The sequence below is a fragment of the Paenibacillus sp. cl130 genome, from assembly GCF_900116035.1.
Lineage (GTDB): Bacteria > Bacillota > Bacilli > Paenibacillales > Paenibacillaceae > Paenibacillus > Paenibacillus polymyxa_B.
Genome location: NZ_FOYG01000003.1, coordinates 603,837 through 622,814, shown reverse-complemented (window position 1 = coordinate 622,814; position 18,978 = coordinate 603,837). Strand labels below are relative to the sequence as shown.

Genomic DNA, 18,978 nt, shown 5'->3' with positions numbered 1-18,978 from the left:
AAATGACCCGTAGAATTCACGGGTTATTTTTATTGCCATACATACTTAGACTGTCAATAGGGGTAAAAGCAACCGAAGTCGAAGATCTAAACACCCCCTCCCGATTTGCCAGATAACGGTTTTAGCGTTATAACAGAAAGAGGGCATTTTAGAAGAACGGAGTGAGATTATGAATCATACATCATTAAACGCAGAAAAATTCCAGCGTAAAGCAGTTCAGGTGGAAGAGGCACAAAGCAGGATAGCTAGCTATGTTAAACAGGGTGAAAGGGAAGACGTAGAGCTGGAGCAGGCGCATGGACGTTATTTGGCGATGGATTTGACCGCACCACACCCGTATCCCCGTTTTCGTCGGTCAGGTATGGACGGTTATGCGATCCTAGGCTCGGACACCGAAGTGTGCTCATCCGGTCAGGAAATCTGGCTACATGTGATTGATGAAATTCCATGTGGCACCGTATCGGACAAGCGGGTGGAGACTGGAATGGCTGCCCGCATCATGACAGGAGCGCAATTACCTGAAGGAGCGGACACGGTTGTCATGCTGGAAGCGACACAGCTGCGTGAGGAAAACGCACAGACATATGTCGGCTTGAAGAAGCGTATAGAAGTTGGCAAAAATGTGACACAGATTGGTCATGAGATTCAGGAAGGTCGGCTTTTGCTTAGTAAGGGAACCTGCCTGGGAGCAGGGCACATCTCGGTACTGGCTACTTTTGGAGTACACCGGGTACCTGTTTACAGGAAGCCAAGGGTGGCCGTATTTTCTACAGGATCGGAATTACTTGCAGTGGATGAGCCGTTACAACCGGGGAAAATTCGAAACAGTAATACATATATGTTGGCTTCTCAAATTAGAGAGGCAGGAGGAGAGCCGTTTATTTTACAAGCCATTCATGATGATTTGAGCCTTGCCCGTACTTCTGTACGTGAAGCGATAGATGCCTATGATATCGTGGTCACGAGTGGAGGAGTATCGGTGGGGGATTTTGATATTATGGGTGATCTGGTACGACAAGAAGATGTGAATATGCTGTTCAACAAGGTTACGATGCGTCCAGGAAGTGTGACCACAGCCGCAGTAATTGACGGCAAGCTGTTATTTGCGCTTTCAGGCAACCCCGGTGCGTGCTTTGTAGGCTGTGAGCTGTTTGTACGGCCGACGATCCAAATGATGTTATCTTCGGCACATCCATATTTACAAACCTGGACGGCGAAGTTAGGCGCAGATTATACGAAGGTAAACAACTATACACGCTTTGTACGCAGCTCTCTGGAGATACGTGGTGGACAAGTATACGCGATTCCTGCGCGAGTAGATGAATCCAGTGTCATGGTGACCATTAAGGACAGCGACTGTCTGATCGTGATTCCTCCCACAACAGAAGGATTACGCGAAGGTGAAGAGGTGCGTGTACTGGTGTTACAAGGTGGACAGGTGACGTGAATACGAAACATCCATTTGTATGTCAAATCGTCGGATTCAAAAATACGGGAAAAACGACCTTTCTCGGAGGATTGATTCGTTATGTGCAGAAGTCAGGTCTACGCGTAGCAGTGATTAAGCATGATGGACATGAATTTGAAATGGATCATGAGGGTACAGATACGTTCAAGCACCGACAGGCGGGTGCTGAAGGCATAGCTATTGTTTCGGCTGGAAGAACAGCCATTTTAGAGGAGAATAGTCAGCCTGTCACCGGACTGATCCGGCATTTTCAGGCCTATGATTGTGTGTTGCTAGAAGGCTTCAAGCAAGAGGATTATCCGAAGCTGGTCATGGTGCGGGAACAATCGGATGCTCAGCTTACCGATAAGCTGACAAATGTACAGGGAGTAGCGGTTTGGGAGCATCAAATGGATTGGGCTCAAGGTCACTACTCAGATGAAATGATACAGATATTTCCTGCCGAGGCCAACGGACCCGCAGGCCGCTGGCTACTCGAACAGATTCAAAAGCAGATAGAAGGAATGAGGAATGAGCAGGGGTGAGACATCAATCGGCTGAGTCGGTTAGAGTCTCTACCCGCCGTTCGATCGCCTGAGACATGGTTTTGTCAGTCAGGTGAGCATACACTTCTGTTGTTTCTGTCGAAGCGTGCCCCAGCTGTTCCTTTGTTTTGTAAATATCATTTTGTAAATAATAGTCAGTAGCAAAGGAATGACGAAGCTTATGCACGGTAAGGTAAGGCTTGCCGAACCGTTTGGCGTACTTAATGATCATTGCCTGAATCGCTCTTTTGGTCATTCGTTTGCCTTCTGTACTGCCGTTAGGACGTGTGACAAAGAGAGCCTTTTCTTTTTTTGGAGCGCGGTAACGGGTATGTCTCAGGGACAAATAAAGTACGAGATCATCTTTGGATTGCTCGCGGAAATACACCGGCGTTTTAAAGGTTTCGTCGTTATTGCCTTTGCGGTACACATATAATAGTTTATTGTTTATGTCTAAATCGTCCAGATTCAGATTGACGATTTCAGATACGCGCAGGCCTGAGTTCAGAATGAGGCTGGCGATGCAGGCATCCCGTTCCTTATTTAGTTCATAGGAGTATAAAGCCTGCTTGTTATCGGCCAAATCTTGACCATAGCCTTCATAAATATAACCGATGAATTCAAGCAGTTCTTCCTCTTCCAGTATTTTACCTTTAAGCTTAGCCGCCGTATCCTTGGGTTTATGTATACGCTTGATTTCGACCTTAGCCATAATGTTGCGTTTGAGCAACGGATAAAAATTTTCATCCTCAGCGATCTGACTTAAATAATGAAAAAGCGAACGCAGAGACGATAGCTTACGTGAAATGGTAATACGGGAGTTGGAGCCTTCGCGCTTAGTAGACAGGAATAATCGAAAGCCTGTAATACTGTCCATATGAAGTGTCTCCAACTCTTCCAGTGTAACTTGGGCATTCGTTTCTCCGGTGGACAAGCCTTCCGCGCGAAGCCATGAAAAGAAAGCTTCGTAATCCCGCACATATTCTAGTAATGTGGAAGGGGACAGGTCGGGCAGCTTATAATCCATAAATTGCTGCACGTACCATGGTAATCCCGGCATTTTTTCATCTAGTTTGCGCCGGTCGATGATCTTTTGTATATTCATTGAGTTCCACCTCGTCCGGTCATAATATATATGTATTTTAGCATATTTTGAACAGCACTGGATGGGATGTAATTCGAAGTTAAAGAACAGATTGAACCGCCAAGAGAGGTGAAAGTATGGGGTATAATATCAAATCGGAACTGAAGCTGTCTATTAAGAGTGTACCGGAGTCGCAAAAGGACATTATTGTACAGCTCATGCAATTTTATTTATATGATTTTACAGCCTATCTTCGAATTGATGTCACTGAGAAGGGGACATTCCCGGCTTATCCAGACTTGTATCAATATTGGACGAGCGGTGAACAGAAGCTACCTTTTCTGATTTGGAGACAGGATATTCCTGTGGGTTTTGCACTCGTTGACCGAATGTCCAGCAATCGAGAAGCTGACTATTACATGGCTGAGTTCTTTGTACTTCGTCCTTATCGGCATAATGGGGTTGGGACTTGGGCGGCTCATGAGCTGTTTGGACGTTTTAACGGACGTTGGAAGGTGACCCAAATGAGCACGAATAGGCCGGCACAGTCCTTTTGGCGTAAGGTGATTGGAAGCTATACGAAAGGTGAGTACAGGGAACAGACACATCCGATAAGAGGGAATATCAGTCAGTTTTTCAATACCTGAAAAATTCGAAATAGAAAGTAAGTAATGAAAAAGAGTCGGGGAGAGTATCCTATCGGCTCTTTTTTGTTGTCAATTCAAGTCTTCTATCCATCTATAGAGCATTCCAATTAGAACCTGCATTGACACTATAAAAACGCAGGTATACAGTTATTAACATAATTCATATATATCTCATTGGAATTATCAACAATGAAACATCGGCTCCAAAAATGCAATGTAATCATAACATCACCCATCAGATCGGAGAGTGTTTTTAGGTGAAACGAACAAGTCGATTTGCAAAAATGGTAGCTTTAACCCTGTCGATGGTGCTGGTCTTATCGGCATGCTCGGGTAATAGCGGGGCCAATTCTACGAATACTGAGGCGAATGCAGCGGGAGGCGGGCAAGCTGCAGAAGGTGGAGATCTTACCTATGCACTGGCAACATCGCCGGATTCACTGGACCCGCATAAGAGTGGATTGGCAGTAGCATCTCGGGTATATCGTGCGATATTCGATAACTTGGTGGTAAAGCTACCAGACAATACGATTAAGCCTTGGCTGGCAACCGAATGGAGCGTTTCCGAGGATGGCAAAAGCTATACATTCAAGCTGCGCAAGGATGTTAAGTTCCATGACGGAACCCCGTTCAATGCGGAAGCCGTTAAATTTAGCTATGATCGAATTATTGATCCGCAAGCCGTAGTAGGTAATGCCGCTAACTTGCTGGCTCCCTATGAATCCTCACAGGTGATTGACGAATACACGATTAAATTGAATCTGAAACGACCATCGCAGGCTTTTTTGAGCAATTTAAGTGTTCCGGCAGTAGCCATTGTTTCACCGGCAGGAGTTAAAAAATATGGAGATCAATTCGGTAAGCATCCAGTGGGTACAGGGCCCTTTAAGTTTGTAAAATGGGACGAAAATGCAGAAATCAAAATCGAACGTAACCCGGATTACAAATGGGCACCGGAAACTATTGAGAATCAGGGAGCACCGTATTTGGACAGCGTGACCTTTAAAATTGTTCCGGAGGAGGCGACCCGGATCGGCAGTGTGCAGAGTGGGCAGGCTTTGGCCGCTGAAACCGTCCCACCGCAGAACATTTTAACGTTGAAGAGTGACCCTAATTTCCAATTGTTGCAGGTCAATACCCTAGGACTGCCATATACGCTGTTCATTAACCAAAAGAAGACACCGTGGAATGAATTAAAGGCGAGGCAGGCATTACAATATGGTATTGATGTGGGGACGGTCGTCAAAACGCTGTATCTAGGAACTTATGAACAGGCTTGGTCGCCACTCACTCCAGGTATTTTTGGATATGATAAATCACTGGAAAACGGTTTACAGCCTGATCTTAACAAGGCCAATCAGTTACTGGATGAGTTGGGGTGGGTTAAGGGAACGGATGGTTTCCGGGTGAAGGATGGACAACGTCTTACGCTGCATTATGTAGACGGCACACCGAACCGTGAAAAACGGAACGACATTGCAGCCATTATTCAGCAGCAGCTGAAGAAAATCGGTGTTGATGTGAAGATTGAAATTACCAAGGATATTGCAACAGTTGTATATACGAACGGAAACTATGATTTCTACGGAAATAGCCAGGTCAATGTGGACCCGAACGCTTTATATGCTTTTTACCACACAGCGGCACCAAATCAGCGGCCTACACTTCCTAACTTCTCCAATCCAGAGGTCGACAAGCTGTTGGAGCAGGGAGCTATTGAACAGGACGATGCCAAGCGGGAGGAGATTTATAAAAAGGTGCAACAGCTAATACGTGATCAGGCCGTCATCATTCCGATTTATGTTTTCCCTTATACGGTTGGAGCAGCCAAGTCAGTGCAGGGTCTCAAATTCGATTTAGTGGGTTATCCGCTCTTTAACGATGTGCGTATTCAAAAATAGTATTGCTAAATAATTTCTGGGGACCATCCAGTAAGGAAGGAGTGTGGGCTATGATCAGAGCTGTTGCAGAAAGACTGGTTACTTCTTTGTTGGTCATTCTGGGTTCCTGCATTTTAGTATTCAGCATTTTGTATCTGCTCCCGGGGGACCCGGTGGATTCGATTTTTGACCCTTCAACGGCCACGCCAGAGATGATCGCCAATTTGCGTCATAAGCTGGGAGTGGATCAGCCTTTTCATGTTCAGTTTTTGAACTATTTCGGAAATCTGCTACAAGGTGATTTTGGAAAATCACTGCTCAATGCTGATCCGGTGCTGCCTAAAATATGGGTCAATCTCCCGCCTACACTGGCGCTGACGCTTGCCGGTTCTGCTATTTCGGTCATTATTGGTGTCCTGCTTGGAGTGCTGTCGGCCATTCATCGGGATAAACCGATTGATATCATCGCTCGAATCGTTGGATTGTTCGGCATTTCTATGCCCACATTCTGGTCAGGCATTCTGCTGTTGCTTATTTTCTCCATTCACTTGGGATGGCTGCCTGCTATGGGCTCGGACGGTTGGAAAACTCTTGTGCTTCCGTCTCTCACTTTGGGCATTGTCGGTGCAGGGTTCATTGTCAGAATGGTGCGTAACAGTATGCTGGAAGTCATTAATGAGCAGTTCATCGTAACGCTCCGTTCCAAGGGTTTGTCTGAGAAGGTTATTATGTATCGCCATGCGCTACGCAATGCGTTGATTCCAGCGATAACGATGATCGGGATGCTGATGGGAGAAATGCTGGCCGGAGCAGTTGTGAGTGAGACGGTATTTTCACGGCAAGGCATTGGGCGTTTAATTGCGGACGCAATTATGGCTAAAGACTTGCCAGTTGTGCAGGGAGTTGTATTGTTCTCTGCCATCATGTATGTGATCGTAAATCTGCTGGTGGATATATCGTATACGTTCATTGATCCAAGGGTTAGACGCTCGGCGTAAGCCGGAAGGATTCAGGGAGGAGGAAGTCGGTTGAGAGAAACAATGGCTGCCAAAACAATTTGGAAGGAAAGAAAGCTGCGGGTAGCTCGGCAAACTGGAAGGTGGCGGCTCGGTGGAGTGTCGGATGGGTTCGTTTATGCGGCGGGACTGATTATTGTGTTCGTAATCGTCTGTGCGGCGTTTCCACAATGGATTGCTTCTTATGCACCCACAGAAATGTTAAGCGACCATATTTTACAAGGCCCAAGTGCTTCTCACTGGTTCGGAACGGACTATTTTGGGCGGGATGTATTCAGTCTGGTTGTTCACGGAAGTCGGGATTCTCTGTTTATTGGCTTCATGTCGGTACTCGTCGGCGGTCTGGTGGGTGGAATTATTGGTGCGCTCTCAGGTTACATTGGCGGTACAGTGGATTCGATACTGATGCGATTTATTGATATTTTGATGACTATTCCCGGAATTCTGCTGGCTTTGGCGATTGCGGCGGCTCTTGGCCCAAGCTTGTTCAATATTGTGCTGGCGGTAGCCATATCTGCTGTCCCCGGTTATGCAAGAGTTATGCGAGGCCAAATCATGAGTATAAAAGGACGTTCTTACGTCATTGCTTCGCGTTCCATCGGAGTTACACCTTTCGGCATCTTTTGGCGTCATGTGCTTCCTAATTCCTTGTCCCCTTTGCTCGTGATGGCGACGCTTGGCATCGGTAGCGCTATTTTGGCCGGATCGGGATTAAGCTTTCTGGGACTTGGCACGGTAAAGGAAATTCCAGATTGGGGAACAGTATTGTCTCAAGGACGAGGATATTTGACAGTAGCTTGGTGGATATGTACCTTTCCTGGCCTAGCCATTACGTTGTTTGTGTTGTCAGTCAATATTTTGGGCGACAAGCTGAGAGACCAGTTGGACCCGAAAAAGAACGCAAACTAGCATCAGGAAGCCTATTCTTAAGTGCTATAGAAGGAGGGAGTTCGTTTGTCATCATTGCTGGAGATTGAACATTTGTCGGTCGATTTTCATACTAAAAAAGGTTTGCTGCAAGCACTCGACAACGTATCACTGACGATCAGGGCGGGAGAAACGGTCTGCCTCGTCGGTGAATCTGGCAGCGGAAAAACGATTACCTCCAAGGCGATTATGCGGCTAATCGATTATGAGAACGGACGAATTGCCCAAGGACAAATACGGTTGCAGGGCATAGATTTGACCGTTTTGTCACAGCAGGAATTACGCTCACTTCGTGGTAAAAAGATGGCGATGGTATTTCAGGAGCCGATGTCGGCGTTTGATCCGGTGTACACTATCGGGTATCAGCTGATAGAAATCATCATGGAGCATGACCGGAAGACACGAAAGCAAGCATGGGCTCATGCGGTTCATTTGCTGAACAGGGTAGGGATTCCTGAACCAGAAATTCGTATGAAGCAGTACCCCGGAGAGCTGTCCGGTGGGATGCTGCAACGGGCGATGATTGCAATGGCACTTTCATGTGGCCCTGAGCTGCTAATAGCGGATGAACCAACGACGGCGCTGGATGTAACGATTCAGTCACAAATTTTGCAATTGCTTCAGGAATTAAAGACAGAATTCAACATGTCGATTCTGTTGATTACGCATGATTTGGGTATTGCCGCAGAGGTTGCGGATCGAATTGTTGTGATGTATGCCGGTCGAGTTGTGGAGCAAGCAGTAACGGAAGAACTGTTCGAGCTGCCATTGCACCCTTACACTAGAGGGTTACTTCGTTCGGTGGCAACACTGGATACAGATCGCAGCAGCAAGCTGTTTTCGATCCCGGGGGCAATTCCGAGCCTGAGTGCATTGCCTTCCGGCTGCTTGTTTCACCCGCGTTGCCCGCATGCGACAGATCAATGCAAAAACGAAGCGCCACCGCTGGTAGCCAAGGATGAACGCGAGGTAGCTTGCTGGCATTCGGAGCAATTGGCTGCGTCCGACGAGTGGCATATTACAGAGCTATCGGTGAAAGGGCAGATCACGGCAGATGCTGTTGCAAAGGCAACCGAAGTAAAGGAAGAATTGACGAACGTATCTGCTGTTGATGGGGCTAAGGTGAGCAGTCATGGCGTACAGGTAAAGAACTCCCCTAAATCCAATGAGACTATCACGGAAACCGTCCAGAACAAGCAGGACTTGTTTAGAGTGGATGGAATTCGCAAGTATTATCCGGTGAAAAAAAGCTTTCCCGGTCGGACGGGTGCTTCGATCCGGGCGGTGGATGATGTATCGTTCTCAATCCGGCAGGGCGAAACCTTTGGATTGGTCGGAGAATCCGGCAGCGGTAAGTCTACTTTAGGCCGGCTGCTGATGCAGCTGGAACGTCCGACCTCAGGGCAGGTATGGTTCCAGGATCGGGAGCTGACACGTTTAGGAAATTCTGAGTTGCGATCCGTTCGCCGTGATATGCAGATGATTTTTCAAGACCCCTACGGATCACTTGATCCACGGTGGAATGTGGGAGATATCATAGGGGAGCCGCTTGCGGTTCATGAAGGGTTGTATGGCAAGGCAAAGCAGGAACGGGTGGAAGAACTCCTGAGCGCTGTTGGATTATCACCTTCGCTGGTTACTCGGTTTCCGCATGAATTTTCGGGAGGACAGCGGCAGCGAATCGGGATAGCCCGTGCAATTGCTCTGCAACCGCAGTTTATTTTGGCGGATGAGGCAGTGTCGGCTTTGGATGTTTCCGTTCAGTCACAAATTGTCAATCTGCTTCAGGACTTACAGCGTAAGCTGGATACAACCTATTTGTTTATTGCACACGGATTGCACATTGTCCGCCATATTTCAGATCGGATAGGGGTTATGTACTTGGGGAAACTTGTAGAAATTGCGCCAAGTGACGAGTTGTTCAGGCATCCTGCCCATCCGTATACCCGGGGGCTTGTTGCCTCGATACCTAATCCAAATCCGAAAAACCGTCGGGAGCTAATTACGGTACAAGGTGAGATTCCTTCGCCTGCGAAGCCGCCATCCGGCTGTCGTTTTCATACCCGCTGTCCACTAGCGACCTCGCGTTGTCGTGAGGAAGCACCTGAGCTGACAGCGATTAGCACAGGACATTATGCCGCTTGTCATTACCCGGCCTAGGTTCAACCCCTTCCTTTGATCTGCTATCGGCATGATAAGAGAGCTACATTCTACAGGCCGTTCATGGTAATATAAGGATAGAAGTATATAAATTCAATAGGAAAAGAGGGTATTATGCTAGATAAATGGGTTCAGGAATTAAAAGATGATGAACAAGAGCTGATTGCGTGGAGAAGACATCTACATCAGCATCCCGAGCTGTCTTTTGAAGAAACGAATACGTCTGCATTTATCGCCGATCAATTGCGCTCTTTTGGTATTGAGGTAAGAACGAATGTGGGTGGAAACGGTGTGCTCGGGTTTTTAGAAGGCGGTCAGCCAGGTAGAACGATTGCATTTCGTGCTGATTTTGATGCACTTCCCATTCAGGATGAAAAGGATGTGTCTTATAAATCGACCGTTCCGGGTGTTATGCATGCCTGCGGACATGATGGTCACACGGCTGCGTTACTTGGAGTGGCACGCGTGTTGAGCCATAACCGTGAGGCGCTGAAGGGAAAGCTTGTGTTTATTTTTCAACATGCGGAAGAAAAACCGCCTGGCGGAGCCAAGTTTATGATTGAGGATGGCTGTCTGGATGGGGTAGAGGCGGTATATGGTATTCACCTCGCATCTGAAATTCCTTTTGGTAAAATTGGATTAAAGAGTGGGCCTGCGATGGCGGCTGTCGACGCGTTTACGATCCAGATCAACGGTAAAGGCGGGCATGGCGCACGACCGCATCAGACGGTGGACTCTATTGTTATCGGCAGTCAAATTGTGAACGGGTTGCAGCAGGTGGTTAGTCGCAGGGTGGACCCTATTGAATCAGCAGTGTTAACGATTGGGGTATTTCAAGCTGGAACTGCCTTTAATGTGATTGCAGATAAGGCTAAAATTGAAGGCACCGTACGTACGTTTAATAAGGAAGTGCGTAAGGAAGTCGAGAATGAAATTCGCAGTATCGTCAAGGGGTTGACTGAGGCTTATCATGCCGGATACGAAATTGACTATCTGAATGGCTATCCTTCTTTGGTGAATGCCGAAGCCGAAACGGAACGTGTACGCGAGCTCATCGGCAGACTGTATGGAGCAGACGCTTTTTTGGATTTGAAGCCGGTCATGGGAGCAGAGGATTTTGCTTATTATTTGGAGCAACGACCGGGAGCCTTCATTCATGTGGGTGCACGCAATGAGGATGAACGAACGCATTTTGCTCATCACCATCCTCACTTTGATTTTGATGAGCGAGCATTGCTCGTCTCAGGGCATATTTTTTTAGCACTGGCGCTTGAATACTTGCAATAATAGGCATATGTTTATGACTGAGGACATATTAACGAAGCTGGAACCGCGCATAGCGCGGTTTTTTGTTGTAAATCAAAGTATTTTGACACCCATAAAGAATGAAAATCAAGTAATTAATTCATTATATGAAAAATTCATAATAGAAATAAATAAAAGGTGTTAACTCTGAGGTAAGTCCAAGCCTCCTATTATAAGCTGCGGAGCAGGAGATAATGTTGCATTATCTTGATTTTTCGCACAAGGAAATGAGAAAAAGATGACGAATCTATTGAGCAAGACACCCATGTAAGCGCTAACAAAACGAGTATTGCACCGTATATATTGGTTGAATGGGGGTGAGCCAAGAATACACTTGTCATATTTGTGAGAAGCAACGATAACGATAGGGACGAATTCAGAATCGGCTGATTACTTTTATCTCAAAATGACTCGCATATTCAATTGATAATGAAGAAGGAGGTTGAATTCATTGACTAAGGCAAAAAACAGGTTGAGAATTGCTTGTTTGGCGCTTGTGGTAGCGGGTGCTTCCTGGACAGGAATGATAGCGCCGACTCATGCTGCTCCAAGTGACGATTACAGTTGGAAAAGTGTGGTTACGGGTGGAGGAGGTGGTTTTGTACCTGGCATTATTTTTAATGAAACGGAAAAAGACCTGATCTATGCCCGTACAGATATTGGAGGAGCTTACCGCTGGAATGCTGCCAATGAGAGTTGGATTCCGCTGACGGATTCTGTGGGCTGGGAGGATTGGAACAAAAATGGTGTCGATGCACTAGCGACTGATTCTGTTGATCCGAATCGTGTATATATAGCTACAGGTACGTATACTAATTCATGGGATAAACAAAACGGGCAAATTATGCGTTCCATCGACAGGGGCAATACGTGGCAGACAACCAAGCTTCCTTTTAAGGTGGGGGGCAATATGCCGGGGCGTTCAATGGGTGAACGTCTGACGATTGATCCAAATAAAAATAATATTTTGTTCTTTGGAGCTCGAAGTGGTAATGGACTATGGAAAAGCTCTGATTTTGGAGCAACTTGGAGCAAGGTAAGCAGTTTCCCGAATCCAGGGACGTATGTACAGGACCCTTCCAATGAATATACCAGCGACATTGTCGGTTTAGCGTGGATCACCTTTGACAAAAAAACAGGCTCTTCCAGTAAAGCAACGCAGACGATCTATGTAGGTGTTGCAGATAAAAAGCAAAGTGTCTATCGCAGTACAGATGGCGGGACAACCTGGTCTGCTATAGCGGGACAGCCTACAGGCTATTTGCCACATCACGGTGTGTTATCACCGGACGGCAATCTATATATTTCTTATAGCGATGGAGCAGGTCCATATGATGGATCAAAGGGTGAACTGTGGAAATTGAATACAGCAAGCGGGCAATGGACTAACATTAGCCCCATAGGTAGCAGTAGTGCGGACAATCATTTTGGATATGGTGGACTGACGGTGGATGCCCAGAAGCCAGGTACACTCATGGTTGCTACGTTGAATGCCTGGTGGCCGGATGAAACGATTTATCGCAGCACTGATAGTGGGGCAACTTGGAGTCCTATTTGGGAATTTGATGGTTATCCGTCTCGTAAGCTGAAATACAATCTGGATATAAGCGGTGCGCCTTGGCTGACTTTCAATGCCAACCCTGCACCACCGGAAGTATCGCCCAAGCTGGGGTGGATGATTGGAGATCTGGAGATAGATCCATTTAATTCAGACCATATGTTGTACGGCACCGGAGCTACGATTTATGGCTCTAAAAATCTGACCAATTGGGATAAAGGCGGAAAGCTGGATATTTCAGTAGCCGCTAAAGGGGTAGAGGAAACGGCAATTTTGGATCTGGTGAGCCCTCCAACCGGCGCGCCTTTGGTGAGCGCAGTAGGTGATGTCTCTGGATTCAGACATGACGATTTATTCAAGGCTCCAGCTAAAATGCTGGATAATCCGACCTTTACAAGCAGCGAAAGCATTGATTATGCCGAGCTGAATCCTTCTTTTATGGCCCGAGTAGGTAAAGCGGATTATAAAAAAGATCCAAATGCCAAATCCATCGGTTTTTCCAATGATGGAGGAGCCAACTGGTATAAAGCAAATAGCGAGCCTTCCGGTACAGCAGGAGGAGGCAGCATCGCCGTAGCAGCAGATGGTAATGGCTTGCTGTGGAGTACATCAGACAAAGGTGTGTTCTACTCCAAAACTGGCGGCAACTCATGGACAGCAAGCACAGGGATTCCAGCGAATGCAAAGATCGTCTCTGACCGAGTGAACCCTAATAAATATTACGCATTTGCCTCCGGGAAAATATATGTGAGCACCAATGGAGGCGTATCCTTTACGCCATCAGCGGCAACTGGCTTACCGACAGCAGGCAATGCTGATATTGATGCTGTACGAGGAGCAGAAGGAGATGTGTGGTTCGCCGGAGGCTCCGAGGATGGAGGACCATACGGCTTATGGCATTCCAAGGATTCAGGTGTTACATTCACCAAACTCGATAATGTGCAGGAAGCGGATTTTGTAGGCTTTGGTAAGGCAGCGCCGAACCGTACGAATGCAGCGGTATTTATCGTTGGTAAAATTGATGGTACACGTGGATTTTACCGTTCGGACGATGCTGGCGCAAACTGGGCGCGCATTAATGACGACAAGCATCAATATGCTCGAGTGACCAAAATTATTGGGGACCCTCGGGTTTATGGACGTGCTTATCTGGGAACGAATGGCCGTGGCATTCTGGTGGCAGATCGTGTGGGTGGTGATCAGCCATCTACCGGGCAAGCAAGTATTACACCAACGACTGCAACCTATGGATTGAATAACAGCAATACGGATCTTACTGTCAAGCTAACACTTAACGGCAATACGTTAGAAGCTATCAAGCAGGGGAGTGTGGTGTTGAACAAAGGTGAAGATTATACGCTTAGTGAAGAAACAGTCGTTCTTACCAACAAGTATTTATCTAAACTTCCTAAAGGAGAGACAGCACTAAACTTCCATTTTAGTACAGGTAATGATGTGTTGTTTACGATTACGGTGAAAGGGGATACGCCAAGTGAGCCGGGAACAGGCGAGGGCGTTCTGAAGGTGCAAACCTTCAATGGGAATGTATCCGCCACAAGCAATACAATCAGTTCTAAATTTAAAATAACCAATATGGGAACCTCATCAATTTCCCTAGCAGACGTGACATTGCGTTATTATTACACCATTAACGGGGAGAAAGTACAAAATTTCTTCACGGATTGGTCGAGCGTCGGTACAGGGAATGTGATTGCTAGCTTCAAAACATTATCCAATGCGAAGCCAGGGGCAGATTCTTATGCAGAAATCGGGTTTAAATCGGCTGCGGGTTCTTTAGAACCCGGTCAAAGTGTGGAGTTACAAACCCGGATATCCAAAGAGGACTGGAGCAGTTACACACAAACCGATGATTATTCATTTAATCCCACAGCAAACAGTTTACAAGATTCTGCTAAAATAACCGCTTACCTGTCTGGAAGCAAGCAATGGGGAATTGAGCCCTAAACCTTAATAAGGATAATCCTAAGTCAGCCACTCTAATGAGTGAGCTGGCTTTATTTTTGACGACCTTATTGTCCCGCATTCTTTTTTTGGGGAAAAAGCAACGACAAGTTGAAAACAGCAACTAATAGAGATTCAAATAATATAATTATTTCATTATATGAAAAATTCATAATAGAAACAAAACTCTTTCTCGCATACGATCTCCACAAAACAAACACACCACTTTAAGTAGAAAAAAAGAAATACTTACGGGAACATATGTTCTTTTATCTCAAAAAAGAAACGCTCCTGTCCTTAGACAAAAAGCGTCTCTAATCCATTTTTTATATTTATCATACACCTCAAACAAGATGCCGAGATGCTGAAATTAACAGTGTCATCGTAATGACATTCACAATCGTAGAAAGTAATACTGTTTGTGCGGCAAAATCGGGTTCATTTTTATATTCTTCCGCTAAAATACTTGTATTAACGCCGGTAGGCATACCCGATGCAATGAGCAAGGCTTGAGCCGGAATCCCCTTAAGACCCAGCAGCAAGACGAGCATAAAACCGACCATTGGACCAGCAATCAGACGTAGTACCATACTAATGTACACGGCTGTCCGGCGCAAACGAAAGGGATATTGCACAATTTGTGCTCCCAAAGTAAGCAGAGCCACAGCAACCATCGACTGACTAATATAATTCAAAGGTTCAGCCAGTAAATTAGGCAACGGACTATGCAGCAGATTAAGGAGCAAACCTAGCGCAAGCGCATAGGGAACAGGCATTTTAAAAAAGTTAATTAATATTTTTCGAGTATTGGCCTTGCCGTTTTGCACAACAAAAGTGCCGTATGTAAAAGTGACAAAGCTTTGAAAGGTCATAATCAGAGCTTGAACGGAAATGGCCAACGGGTCACCTTTAAACACCAGCTGATTGATTGGCAGACCATAATTTCCTGAATTATCTAGCATTACACTATTTGTAAAAGCTCCACGCATTCCGGGGCTGTATTTCAGAGATCTGGCGACGATAGTGCTGATTACGTACAGAATAGCTATGTACAAGGCATAAAAAAGTGAAACCTCACCCATGAGCATTAAAGAAATTTCCGAGTTATAAAGACCTGTAAACACAACTGCGGGGGTGATATAGTAAAAATTGATTTTAGCTAAGGTATACAAATCCAGTCGAAAATAATATTGCATGATACAACCAAAACCGATAAGTACAAAAATAGGTAAAACAACGTCCAAAAGAATGGTGCCGAACATGTCTGTTTCATCTTCTTTCTATTATGCGAATGTAAAGGCTGATTCTTAAAAATGCATGTGTAATTCTCATTATACTGTGTAAATAGGTTAGGCGTATAATAAAATTTTATAGTGATTTTGACAATATGGACTGCAGCTATAGTAGTGTCTCACACATTAGATAAGAAAAGATAAAAAATCAGCTTAGAGAAGCCGTTAATACATCTAGGGACATTTGAGCCCGGTCTTTACTATAAGGAGGAATCGCATCATGAGAAACACTTGGACAGCCTTACTAGCGTGTATACTGGTCTTGGGATTGGCAGCGGGAACCGCTGAAGCCAAGCAGGGACGCGGAAATGATCAGGAGGACAAACAGGAAGCAAAGACGTCTGTTAAAGACGGGAATGAAAAGAGCGGGGAAGAGCTAATCAATCCCCATGACTCAGACAATGATCAGTCCAAAAAACAAAAGGACAAAGCATCCGGGAAAAAGGATGAAAACAGAAAAAAAGACAAACACGCAGAAATCAGAAAAACCGAACCTGTTGCAGTAACAGATGATACATACGAGGAGTCCAAAGACCATAATGGTCACAAGGGACGCAACGGTTATAAGGGTCTGCTTCACGCGGTAGAAAATACGAAGGATAAGCCGGCAGGAGCGGTTATTGCGAATCTGCTGCTTACGAAATACCCAAACCGTTTGACTCCGGAGCAGGTTGCTGAACTTGAATTGATTCGGAATTCTGGTAAAGCACTGACTGAGGCAGCTGAGCTACTGGCTGAAAACGGAAATGTGACTGATGCCGTTTACATGCAGGAGGAGGTGGTACTGGCTAATGTGTCCGATCTGGACAGCTACAAAAAGCTGGGTGAATTCTCGAAGAAGGCCGGACGGCCGTCGGGTATGAAGCTGTTCGTGAATGGTGAAAAATACGATGCCAAACCGATTAACCGCAATGGGACCACACTTGTTCCGTTTAGAACAGCTTCCGAAGCTTTGGATGCAAAGGTTTCCTGGGATCCGAAAGAAAAGGCTGTTACTGTCACCCGTAACGGCGTGTCCGTCAAATTATTTGTTAACAGTCCAAAAGCATATATTAACGGTCAGCCGTATTCTATCGAGCAGCCAGCATCCATAGTGGATGGGACGACAATGGTACCTGTAAGGGTAATCGGAGAGGCCTTGGGGACAAATGTAAAATGGGAGCCTGAGAGCCAGTCCGTTGTTGTATACGAGCAGACAACAACAACACCTGCATCAACATCTTAACGTGCTGTAAACAAAAAGGGCCCTGACTAACTGTCAGGCCTTTTTGTTTTACCTTGCAATTAATGATTTCGTATTCTTTTTAATGGTGAGAAGATAGATAGCCTTCATAATACTACCAAGCTATTCGCATTATGTGCTGGTCATGTGTACAATTAAATAGAGAACGCTTAGAAAAGGGAGTGTCATAGATGGATTTAGGATTAAAGGGAAAAACAGCCTTTGTTGCAGGTTCCAGTAAAGGACTCGGCAAGGCAAGCGCACGAGAGCTGGCACGCGAGGGTGCGAATGTCGTCATTTCAGGACGGAACGAAGCAGAGCTTCAGCGGACGCAGGCGGAATTACTGGAAACAGCGAGTGGCCGCGTTGAATATGTAGTTTGCGATGTAACAAAACCAGAACATATCTCCCAGGCCATCCGCCGTACAGCTGATTTGTTTGGCACCGTAGATATTTTGGTTAACAATGCGGGTGGGCCTCCTGCCGGTACCTTTGATGATTTTACAGATGAAGTGTGGATGCAGGCCTTTGAACAAAATTTACTTAGTCATATCCGGTTGATCCGTGAAGTGTTACCATATATGAAAAAACAACAAAGCGGTAGGATTTTAAATATTGCTTCTTCCTCAGTTAAGCAGCCAATTCCGGGGTTAATCATTTCAAATACGCTGCGTACTGGAGTTGCTGGATTGGCAAAAACATTGTCTCTGGAATTAGCTCCTCATAATATTCTGGTACATACTGTAGCACCGGGGAGAATTGCAACTGATCGCGTGCGTAGCTTGGACGAGCATCGAGCTGAGAAAACCCAGCAAACGACGGATCAGGTTCGCAAACAAGCAGAAGAGGGCATTCCATTGGGACGGTATGGAGAGCCTGAAGAGTTCGGTAAAGTTGTTGCTTTTCTGGCGTCTTCAGCTTCATCCTATTTGACAGGGAGTACCATCCTTGTGGATGGCGGAATGATTAAATCGTTATAAAATAAAGATGCGTGCCAGCCTCAGGTTTAATTGAGTGCTGGCACGCTTTTTTAAAATTTATTTAGGAAGTAGAAAATCTTCATTCACGGACTGTTCAGCCCTCACGGCCTGGAAGCTCACAACCCTCATCGGTACATAAACCACCTGCATCTTGTTTGGACGAGCTGCCGCTTATCATGGTGAAAGGTGAGCGTTCATCCCATGCTTTTTGAAGCGCATCATGAAATACTTCCTCCGGCTGGGCACCAGAAACAGCAAATTTTCGATCAAATACAAAGAATGGCACACCCTGAACACCTAACTCAGCGCCTTCGGCTTCATCAGCTCTAACTTCGTCGGTAAAACGATCACTGGCTAATATAGCAGCCGCTTCCTTTTGATCCAAACCAACCTCAGTAGCCACCGCTACCAGCACTTCATGATCCCCTGTATGCTTGCCTTCGATGAAAACAGCTTGGAATAAACGCTCGCTCAGTTCCAGCATTTTGCCTTGTGTTTGAGCCCAAAGTGTTAAGCGGTGAGCATCAAGAGAGTTCGTCGGCACCATGGCATGAATATTATAATCAAGACCCGCAGAGCGTGCGTTTTCGTTCATTCGATCATTCATAGCCTGAGCCTCTTGCAGACTGACCCCATATTTAGCTGATAGTTCTTCATTGATCGTTTTACCACTATCTCTCACAGCATTCGGGTTCAATTCGAAACTCTTGAATGTCAATTGCACCTCATTGCGATGTGGGAATTGCTGTAATACTTGCTCCAAACGGCGTTTGCCGATATAACAGAATGGACACATATAATCAGACCAAACTTCGATATTCATAAGGAAAAAGCCTCCATGTATACGTATTTTATTGAGTAACTGGGAGTGGTGCTCCCCCCTTTAGAATGTGTATTAAGGTGGAACTTCATTAGTTACAATAAGAATTATAAAGCTAAAGCATTCAACGTGC

General features: G+C 45.8%; 14 protein-coding genes. 11 read left to right on the top strand and 3 right to left on the bottom strand.

From position 1 onward, the window contains the following. Positions 1-169: 169 nt before the first annotated feature. The gene (glp, locus tag BM358_RS11880; protein WP_028541694.1) at positions 170-1,447 is read left to right on the top strand and encodes a molybdopterin molybdotransferase MoeA; all 1,278 of its coding nucleotides are present in this window, start codon (positions 170-172) and stop codon (positions 1,445-1,447) included. Beyond that, a complete protein-coding gene (gene mobB, locus BM358_RS11875) occupies positions 1,444-1,992 on the top strand; it encodes a molybdopterin-guanine dinucleotide biosynthesis protein B (RefSeq protein WP_028541693.1) in 549 nt (182 codons plus the stop codon). The genes glp and mobB overlap by 4 nt, the downstream gene beginning before the upstream one ends. A 4-nt stretch (positions 1,993-1,996) precedes the next feature. On the opposite strand, the gene xerS is transcribed toward mobB, so the two are convergent. Then, complete coding sequence (gene xerS, locus BM358_RS11870) at positions 1,997-3,097, bottom strand: tyrosine recombinase XerS (protein ID WP_023988943.1); 1,101 nt, start codon at positions 3,095-3,097, stop codon at positions 1,997-1,999. Between the two features lie 116 nt (positions 3,098-3,213). On the opposite strand from xerS, the gene BM358_RS11865 reads away from it, so the two are divergent. From BM358_RS11865 to BM358_RS11835, 7 genes are all read left to right on the top strand, one after another. Next, positions 3,214-3,723, top strand: coding sequence for a GNAT family N-acetyltransferase (locus tag BM358_RS11865; RefSeq protein WP_028541692.1), 510 nt, complete (start codon positions 3,214-3,216; stop codon positions 3,721-3,723). Between the two features lie 284 nt (positions 3,724-4,007). Beyond that, a complete protein-coding gene (locus tag BM358_RS11860) occupies positions 4,008-5,624 on the top strand; it encodes an ABC transporter substrate-binding protein (protein ID WP_049828432.1) in 1,617 nt (538 codons plus the stop codon). Between the two features lie 50 nt (positions 5,625-5,674). After that, positions 5,675-6,601 (top strand): ABC transporter permease, encoded by a 927-nt coding sequence (locus BM358_RS11855; protein WP_028541690.1) that lies wholly within the window; start codon positions 5,675-5,677, stop codon positions 6,599-6,601. Between the two features lie 30 nt (positions 6,602-6,631). Continuing rightward, positions 6,632-7,528, top strand: a complete 897-nt coding sequence (locus BM358_RS11850; protein WP_023988939.1) for an ABC transporter permease — start codon at positions 6,632-6,634, stop codon at positions 7,526-7,528. A gap of 45 nt (positions 7,529-7,573) precedes the next feature. Next, the gene (locus BM358_RS11845; RefSeq protein ID WP_028541689.1) at positions 7,574-9,706 is read left to right on the top strand and encodes an ABC transporter ATP-binding protein; all 2,133 of its coding nucleotides are present in this window, start codon (positions 7,574-7,576) and stop codon (positions 9,704-9,706) included. A 114-nt stretch (positions 9,707-9,820) separates the two neighbouring features. Further along, positions 9,821-10,993: a M20 metallopeptidase family protein gene (locus BM358_RS11840; protein WP_028541688.1), complete on the top strand. Its 1,173-nt coding sequence runs from the start codon at positions 9,821-9,823 to the stop codon at positions 10,991-10,993. 469 nt (positions 10,994-11,462) lie between these two features. Further along, complete coding sequence (locus tag BM358_RS11835; RefSeq protein ID WP_028541687.1) at positions 11,463-14,534, top strand: X2-like carbohydrate binding domain-containing protein; 3,072 nt, start codon at positions 11,463-11,465, stop codon at positions 14,532-14,534. Positions 14,535-14,875: 341 nt separating this feature from the next. Here BM358_RS11835 and BM358_RS11830 read toward each other — a convergent pair whose 3' ends face one another. Continuing rightward, on the bottom strand, positions 14,876-15,793 hold the full coding sequence (locus BM358_RS11830; protein ID WP_028541686.1) for an AEC family transporter: 918 nt from the start codon (positions 15,791-15,793) through the stop codon (positions 14,876-14,878). Between the two features lie 250 nt (positions 15,794-16,043). Between BM358_RS11830 and BM358_RS11825 the strand changes: the two genes are divergently transcribed. Together BM358_RS11825 and BM358_RS11820 are read left to right on the top strand one after the other, a co-directional pair. Then, entirely contained in the window at positions 16,044-17,048 is a 1,005-nt protein-coding gene (locus BM358_RS11825) for a copper amine oxidase N-terminal domain-containing protein (RefSeq protein WP_028541685.1), read from the top strand. A 188-nt stretch (positions 17,049-17,236) separates the two neighbouring features. After that, on the top strand, positions 17,237-18,025 hold the full coding sequence (locus BM358_RS11820) for an SDR family oxidoreductase (protein WP_028541684.1): 789 nt from the start codon (positions 17,237-17,239) through the stop codon (positions 18,023-18,025). A 94-nt stretch (positions 18,026-18,119) separates the two neighbouring features. On the opposite strand, the gene BM358_RS11815 is transcribed toward BM358_RS11820, so the two are convergent. Next, the gene (locus BM358_RS11815) at positions 18,120-18,848 is read right to left on the bottom strand and encodes a DsbA family oxidoreductase (RefSeq protein ID WP_028541683.1); all 729 of its coding nucleotides are present in this window, start codon (positions 18,846-18,848) and stop codon (positions 18,120-18,122) included. Between the last annotated feature and the right edge of the window lie 130 nt (positions 18,849-18,978).

Excerpts from the sequence above, each read along its gene's own strand:
- glp (WP_028541694.1), top strand. The coding sequence starts at position 170 with ATGAATCATACATCATTAAACGCAGAAAAATTCCAGCGTAAAGCAGTT.
- xerS (WP_023988943.1), bottom strand. The coding sequence starts at position 3,097 with ATGAATATACAAAAGATCATCGACCGGCGCAAACTAGATGAAAAAATG.
- BM358_RS11865 (WP_028541692.1), top strand. The coding sequence starts at position 3,214 with ATGGGGTATAATATCAAATCGGAACTGAAGCTGTCTATTAAGAGTGTA.
- BM358_RS11860 (WP_049828432.1), top strand. The coding sequence starts at position 4,008 with ATGGTAGCTTTAACCCTGTCGATGGTGCTGGTCTTATCGGCATGCTCG.
- BM358_RS11855 (WP_028541690.1), top strand. The coding sequence starts at position 5,675 with ATGATCAGAGCTGTTGCAGAAAGACTGGTTACTTCTTTGTTGGTCATT.
- BM358_RS11840 (WP_028541688.1), top strand. The coding sequence starts at position 9,821 with ATGCTAGATAAATGGGTTCAGGAATTAAAAGATGATGAACAAGAGCTG.
- BM358_RS11830 (WP_028541686.1), bottom strand. The coding sequence starts at position 15,793 with ATGTTCGGCACCATTCTTTTGGACGTTGTTTTACCTATTTTTGTACTT.
- BM358_RS11825 (WP_028541685.1), top strand. The coding sequence starts at position 16,044 with ATGAGAAACACTTGGACAGCCTTACTAGCGTGTATACTGGTCTTGGGA.
- BM358_RS11820 (WP_028541684.1), top strand. The coding sequence starts at position 17,237 with ATGGATTTAGGATTAAAGGGAAAAACAGCCTTTGTTGCAGGTTCCAGT.
- BM358_RS11815 (WP_028541683.1), bottom strand. The coding sequence starts at position 18,848 with ATGAATATCGAAGTTTGGTCTGATTATATGTGTCCATTCTGTTATATC.